6 protein-coding genes and 2 pseudogenes are annotated in these 6827 nt (G+C 60.6%); 5 read left to right on the top strand and 3 right to left on the bottom strand.

Annotated features, from left to right (window positions below):
• A pseudogene (locus tag E4K65_RS46000) lies at positions 1 to 259 on the bottom strand (IS110 family transposase); the annotation flags it as partial.
• Between the two features lie 178 nt (positions 260 to 437).
• On the opposite strand from E4K65_RS46000, the gene E4K65_RS45990 reads away from it, so the two are divergent.
• The 4 genes from E4K65_RS45990 (at position 438) to E4K65_RS45980 (ending at position 4430) form a co-directional block, all read left to right on the top strand.
• A complete protein-coding gene (locus tag E4K65_RS45990; protein ID WP_135179676.1) occupies positions 438 to 1424 on the top strand; it encodes a formylglycine-generating enzyme family protein in 987 nt (328 codons plus the stop codon).
• A 604-nt stretch (positions 1425 to 2028) separates the two neighbouring features.
• On the top strand, positions 2029 to 3102 hold the full coding sequence (locus E4K65_RS45985; RefSeq protein ID WP_135179680.1) for a SphA family protein: 1074 nt from the start codon (positions 2029 to 2031) through the stop codon (positions 3100 to 3102).
• A gap of 46 nt (positions 3103 to 3148) precedes the next feature.
• Positions 3149 to 3292: a hypothetical protein gene (locus tag E4K65_RS48090; protein WP_167771695.1), complete on the top strand. Its 144-nt coding sequence runs from the start codon at positions 3149 to 3151 to the stop codon at positions 3290 to 3292.
• 763 nt (positions 3293 to 4055) lie between these two features.
• Positions 4056 to 4430, top strand: coding sequence for a hypothetical protein (locus tag E4K65_RS45980; protein WP_025576715.1), 375 nt, complete (start codon positions 4056 to 4058; stop codon positions 4428 to 4430).
• Between the two features lie 201 nt (positions 4431 to 4631).
• Here the strand turns inward: E4K65_RS45980 and E4K65_RS45975 are convergent, their stop codons facing one another.
• Both E4K65_RS45975 and E4K65_RS45960 read right to left on the bottom strand, forming a co-directional pair.
• Positions 4632 to 4883 carry a DUF6894 family protein gene (locus E4K65_RS45975; protein WP_025576717.1) on the bottom strand — a complete coding sequence of 84 codons (252 nt, stop codon included), beginning with the start codon at positions 4881 to 4883 and terminating at the stop codon, positions 4632 to 4634.
• 979 nt (positions 4884 to 5862) lie between these two features.
• Complete coding sequence (locus E4K65_RS45960) at positions 5863 to 6225, bottom strand: hypothetical protein (RefSeq protein ID WP_135179675.1); 363 nt, start codon at positions 6223 to 6225, stop codon at positions 5863 to 5865.
• Between the two features lie 393 nt (positions 6226 to 6618).
• Between E4K65_RS45960 and E4K65_RS45955 the strand changes: the two are divergent.
• Positions 6619 to 6827 (top strand): annotated as a pseudogene (locus E4K65_RS45955) (IS110 family transposase); the annotation flags it as partial.

The following is a 6827-nucleotide window of genomic DNA, read 5'->3' as shown; positions in this document are numbered from 1 at the left end:
GGCGGACATATTTGGCCGGCATCAACCTGGCATCGTGACCTAACGATGCGAGTCTGCGGCTCAAATGATGTGCGCCGACGCAGGCTTCCATGCCGATCAGGCAAGGCGGCATATTGGCGAGCCGCGCCTCCACCTGGCCACGCGACCACTTTTGCCGCAGCACGATGGTGCCGCGCGTATCGTGGCCCACGACGTGGAACGAGTTTTTGCCGATATCGATGCCGATCACGGCGATCGCGGTACTGGGTGTCTGGGACATGGCGTGCTCCCTGTCTTGGCGCCCCTGGCCAGCTTATCGTTGGCGGGGCAGGAGCACGGCCGGACCATCCCATTAGCGGACATCGCGCGATCGACTGGATTGCGCTCTGCTGTCGGGTTTTGCATAGTCAACTGCTGCCATTGTGCGAATTTCCTATGATCAGCAGAGGGCGCAGCAGATGCGTGACTCCCCAGCGATTGATGGTCAGGGCACGGTAGTCGAGAGCATGGTGCTGATTCCCGGCGGCACATTCCGCATGGGTTCTGACCGGCATTACCCCGAGGAAGCCCCCGCGCATCGCGTGACCGTCGATGAGTTCTTCATCGACCGCACGCCGGTCACGAACCGGCAATTCAGGGAATTCGTGCGCGCAACCGGCCACGTTACCTATGCCGAAATCCCACCCGACCCCAAGGACTATCCGGGCGCGCAGCCGCACATGCTCTATGCGGGTTCGCTGGTGTTTTCGCCGCCCGCGCGGGCCGTCGATCTCCGCGACTGGAGCAGTTGGTGGCAATTCATGAAGGGCGCCGACTGGCGGCACCCCTATGGCCCAAAAAGCAGTATCAACGTGCTCGACAATCATCCTGTCGTGCACGTCGCCTATTCCGACACGCTCGCCTATGCGCAATGGGCCGGCAAGGACCTGCCGACCGAGGCAGAATGGGAGTTCGCCGCGCGCGGCGGATTGAGTGAGGCCGAATTTGCATGGGGCGAAGAATTCACCCCGGGCGGGGAGCATCGTGCCAACACCTGGCAGGGCGAATTTCCCCGGCAAAATCTCTGCACCGATGGATACGAACGCACCTCGCCGGTGATGGCCTTCCCACCGAACGACTACGGCGTCTACGACATGATCGGCAATGTCTGGGAATGGACGTCCGACTGGTATGCACCAAAGCACGAAGCGGACGCACCGAAGGCGTGCTGCATCCCCGAAAATCCGCGCGGCGGGCCGGAAGTCGCAAGCATTGATCCATGTCAACCCACCATCCGGATTCCGCGGAAGGTCTTGAAGGGCGGCTCGCATCTCTGCGCGCCGAACTATTGTCGCCGCTATCGCCCGGCCGCACGACATGCGGAGGCGATCGATACGTCCACGAGCCATGTCGGATTTCGATGCGTCAAGCGCAGAAGCAAGATGCCTGAGTCTTCCAGTAGCTGACAAAAGGAGCACTTCGCATGCGTTTTCGTCGTGATGTCCCGCAAAGCAGCGGCCTGGCGGTCCTTCTCCTCGGTTGCACCGCGCGGCTGAGGCGGCGACCGGCCTAGTCTTGGCGGTAGCGCCGTCCTTTCTGGTGGAATTGCTGCTGGGCGCCGCACCCGGCACAGCCACCGGCACCACGGTCAGCCGCGTCGCCGGCGTTGCGATACTAGCGATCGGTGGGCCGATCGTCTTTTCTTGCGGACAGGGCCGCGCCACACCCGACCGCCAGCGCCAAATGGGCCAGCACTACCGGCCACAAGGCAACGCCCGCCAACCCTTGGCTCGTCCAAGCCAGCACGAGGATCGCGCACGATGCTCATGTCGCAGCTTGCGGCGACCACCGAGGCGGGCTCCTGCAGCCTTCTTGCTGCACACGGGCGCAGCTTGCCTGGACATGGATACCTCTGGTCAACGATGCTGTCGGTAATCCTACGAGTCAGCGGCGATGCTGAGTGCCTTTAGCGCAACAAGTTGAGCCAAATCTGACGAGGTTGTTACCTTGGAGCAAGACATTGAATCGCCGATCGATACACTGTCCATTCGTTGGCGGGAGGACGAGCGGATGAAGCGGTACCTATCCGAACCAAAGTCTCATTGTCGGCTTATTCGCGCAACGATCGGTCTGGCTGTGGCATTGGCCGGATTCTCGTCCGACCCAGCATATGCCGACGAGGATGGCGTTTCATACTGGCTTCCGGGGCGCTTCAGCAGCCTCGCGGCAGTCCCTGCAGTCCCCGGCTGGTCGATGGCCGAGGTCTATTATCACACCAGCGTGTCGGCCTTCGGTAACGCAGCCGCGGCAAGAGAAATCCGCGTCGGCCGGATCCCCGCGAACGTCAATGTCGATTTGAATCTGCGTTTAAACGCGCAGGCGGACCTTGTCCTGCTCAACCCGACCTACACGTTCGCGACGCCGGTACTTGGCGGACAATTGGCAATCGGCATCACCGGCTTGTTTGGCCGATCCGCCGCAACCCTCGACGGAACGCTGACAACAGCGGTCGGGCCCTTTGTGACGACCCGCACGGGGACCCTCTCTGATTCAATCACCTCGGTGGGCGATCTGTATCCGCAAGCAACGCTGAAGTGGAACGCCGGCGTCCACAATTTCATGACCTATTTGACCGGCGACATTCCTGTTGGCGCCTACTCTCCAACCCGTCTTGCTAACCTCGGCATCGGACACGGCGCGATCGACGGCGGCGGCGGCTACACCTATTTCAATGAGAAGTTGGGGCACGAATTTTCCGCAGTCGCCGGGTTCACCTACAATTTCAAGAATCCTGACACGCAATATCAGAATGGCATCGATTTCCACATCGATTGGGGTGCTTCGCAGTTTCTCTCGAAGCAGCTCTTCGTCGGGCTGGTCGGCTACTACTATCAACAGATCACGGACGATTTTGGTCAGCCCCCGATCCTTGGGGGTTTTCGGTCGCGCGTGGTGGGAGTCGGTCCTCAGATCGGGTACCTGTTTCCGGTCGGTGAGCTGCAGGGATATTTGAATCTGAAAGGGTACGGCGAGTTTGCCGCAGAAAATCGGCCAGCTGGCTGGAATACGTGGCTGACTTTCTCGCTGTCGCCAATGGCGCCGACCAGTACGGTCGCACCGACGCGAAGGATCGTGACGAAGTAAACGCGGCTTACGTTCGTCATCTCGATCTATCTTCTCGGTCTGCGACATGCAGGGCTACCTGAACCTGAAAGCTTACAAGGAGGTCGCCGCAGAAAGCCGGCCCGGGGGCTGGAATGCCTGGGTGACGTTTGTCATCTCGCCGGCGGCGCCTGCGCCGACCGCGCCACCGAAGCGGATGACCACAAAGTAGTACCTACATTGCGCTGAAGATCTCTCTGGAGGCCAGCGGCAACATCTGTTGCGTGCTTCATCGGGGCTGAGACCCATGGGCGGTCGATCTTTGGGTCATCGCTTACTGACAAGGAGGAAAAGGGGCATGCGGGTGGTGTACTGCTTCGAGGAGGCGGGCGGCCATGGCGCAACAAGTACTGGGTAGGGTTGCCGAAGAGCTCCGCCTTGAGAGCTGCGACGTTAGCGCGTACCGCAACCATCGCGATGCGCGAACTGCGCGAAGGAGAACGCCGACGCGAGATGATCTGAATCAAGACCGATCCCGCAAGGTCGTGCCTCATACGCTTATGCTGCGCCTCACTGCGGCTACTATCCGTATCCGCCCTGCTACTGAACGCTGGTTGCTATGTTGACTGTGCAACGAGGCAGCCGCGCAATCGTCTGGCGTCGTCGGCGATCGGAGGAGGGCATCTTATGAGGAACACGTGCTTGGTTGCCGTACTTTGCACCCTCGAGGTGGCTGTGGCAACGAGCGCCTTTGCCAAGACGTCGCGCACAAGAGTCGTTTCCGTCCCCGACGTTCGCCAGGCCGCACCTCTGGTGGATAGTTGCCGGGGCGGCTTTGTCTGCAAGCAAGACCTATTTGATCGCAACAACAGGAACAACCTGCGATCCGATTGGCCTAGTCCTCCGGCTCAACCAGCCCAGTTCTGACGCAGCGCTTCTTCGTGGCATTTCAGAGCCGTTCCATTCGCAGCGCTTAAAGCGTGAAGGAGGTCAAGATGAAGATAGCGGCATTATCTGCAGCGCTCCTCGGAAGCCAATTGTTTGTGATGCCGGTTTCCGATCGCGTCCCCGAATTAAAGGTGGAGGTGATGTGCAAAGCCACCGCGGCCGACGACAAGGCAATGGGGCTTGCCCTGCCTCAGAGCTTTGCCGACTGCATGCGCGATGAGACAACTGCACAGGAGCAGCTCAACACGGTTTGGGGCACTGCTCCCGTTTCCCTGCGTGATAGCTGCGAAGGTGAAGCCAAAGCCGGCGGAAGCCAGAGCTATGTTGATCTTCTCACCTGCATCCAGATGGCAGAGTGGGCGAAATCGCCGTCAACTGCGACGCGGTTGAGGGGAGCAAGCAAGAATCGAAATTCACAGTGATCCGGCTCTCGTTTCGAGAGCGCGGCTCTCCTTGGCTTGTTAGGTCTCGAACGGCAGCATTTGGCGCAAAGTGGATGAGGGGTTCGAGTGCCCTACGCCGAGAGCGCTCGGTTGGCATCCTGCAGGCAAAGAAGGAAACTACGGTCCGAACAACGCCAGTGATTTGCGCACCTCGTCACTGCCGTAGTCGGGCACCACGGGTTAGTTGGGTGCTTTACGTTGCGTGACTGAAAAGTTGACGACAACGAAGATCTGCCCGCCGATTCGGGGGCTGTCGGTCACCTCGACGCGCCAGTTAAGGTCTTGCCACAAGGGTCCCTCTGCTCCCTCGTTGAGGATCTTACTGCTCAATTCGATCGCTGCTGCTTGCGCGGCGGCGATGTCCGGAAGCTCCAGTCCGACATCATCGAAGATGGAAATGCCGTCGTGGACATGGAAGAAGAAACGGGTCATCCGCACGCCTCCTCACGACAGAGCGCGCGCTCTGTCCGCCAATGTGCGTAACGCTTGAATATGCCGGCGGTGCAGAGGCGGAGGGGACGCTCTTCTGAGGGAGAGGGTATGGCTCTTCGGGGGTAGGTGTCTGGTCAGAGCCCAAGTCAGAGCCCAAGTCAGAGTCCAAGTCGGCGGACTTCGCCTGGTCGAAGCGCATCTGATTTCATGCGCAGGCGGTGCTGCAAGAGCCTAATGTTTTGCCCGTCGCCGACGACCCGCGCGACCGCTTCGGTCGCATTCTCAGGTTCGACCGCTGCAACCCAGTATGATCTATGCCCGTCGGGCGCGATGACCGCGACCATAGGTAATCGGACCATCATCAAAAAATTCCATGCTGAAAATCACGACCATAAATTTTAGGATTTGCCAAAACAAGACTTGGTCGCGGTTATGGTTAGCGTCGGCGGCCTAAGACGCATGTCTGCAGGGCGCCGCGCTGCCCGCCGCGCCAGCGCAGGTGCTGGAACTCGCGGCTCATGGCCGGGTGAGACCGGTTCTTGACCTTGATCCACTCCTTCGTGCGGACTGCGATATAGCGGCGGTCGCGGTGCTTGGAGACGATGTCTTGGAGTCAGGTCAGGCCGGGACAGCCCTGGCTGCACTTGGCAGGCAGAACCCGTACGCGCGGTGCATGAGAATGAGATGGCCACGCGGCTGCGAATATGCGACTCTCGTTCCGTTTTAGCGTCGGGAATTCGTTAGTGAGGAACCGATGACAATTGCATTGCCGTATCTTGGAATTGCGCTCTGCTGCTCGCTTGCGATCTGGTTGGTGAGCCTGATGCTGTAAGCGCAGTCCTCAGTGTCGCCAACCGTCCTTGTCAACCGCGCCGGCCTTCCCGTGGGTAGTCGGGATGGTTCTCGCAAATCCAGTCGACCTCGTCGCAGGACGTGCACTTCACGGCCGCGTCGCCGTGCGGCTTTCCTCCGGCTGGCATCACGCGGCACCTTGCAGCGGCAGCGCAAGCTGCACGTCGAAGCGCCTGGTGGCATTGGCGGCGATGAAGTCCTGCAGCGCGGACGGGACCTCGGCGTAGGTATCAGTTACGCGCTGCGCCAGCGCGTCAGCGACGTCGGACGTGGCGTCCCGTGACCAGCCTTCGCCAGGATTGAAGCACACAATCCGGACCGGATAGGCGTATTGGCCGGCGAGGAGATGTCTCAGGACCGTCTCAAGGTCGGTCTCGGTTTCGTCGGTCTCGCGCCAGGCGCAGCCGGCGCGGGCGCCAAAATCCTCGAGGACGAGGTAGATTTCGCGGTCCAGGCGATCGAGCGGCACGATCGAAGGCGAGTGACGCATACGCAACTCCACGCGTCTGAAGGGAGAACGGCCCCAGCTTTGGGCAAAGCTGGAGCCGCTATTCCAATCTTCCGGCCTCGGGGATTGTTGGGGGCAGGCCGGAAGCGAGTCGGAAACGCGGCACTGAGGCGGCGGTTCCATCCGGCAGGAGATGCTGCATTCTCTCCTTTAAAAGACGCAAACGCGGACTCTGCGACTGGCACGTTTTTACCTTTCTTGGTGCGGGGCTGGCGCGGCAGCTCCCCGCTCGACGGCCTGGACCACCAGACAGGGCGGGGCGCTGCCGAGGTTGCTTTCAATCCTCCCGCCAACTGATGGGGTGGATGGCCCCCTCTCGCGGCATCGAGTGCCATAATGGTGGTCGTCGAAGATCACCAGTAATGGGAGCCATCCATGGGCAATATTACAGCAATCGGTCTTGATCTGGCAAAGAAGGTTTTCCAGGTGCATGCGGTCGATGAGGCGGGCAGCGTAATCATGCGCAAGCAACTGCGACGAGGCCAAGTTCTCGCTTTCTTTGCAGGGCTTCCGTCGTGCCTCGTCGGGCTGGAAGCCTGCGCGACGGCGCATCATTGGGCGCGCGAGTTAACTGCGCTCGGCCA

Origin of the sequence: Bradyrhizobium niftali, from assembly GCF_004571025.1 — a bacterium.
Taxonomy (GTDB): Bacteria; Pseudomonadota; Alphaproteobacteria; order Rhizobiales; family Xanthobacteraceae; genus Bradyrhizobium; species Bradyrhizobium niftali.
The sequence above is the reverse complement of the archived record's forward strand: the minus strand, read 5'-3'. Positions and strand labels throughout refer to the sequence as shown.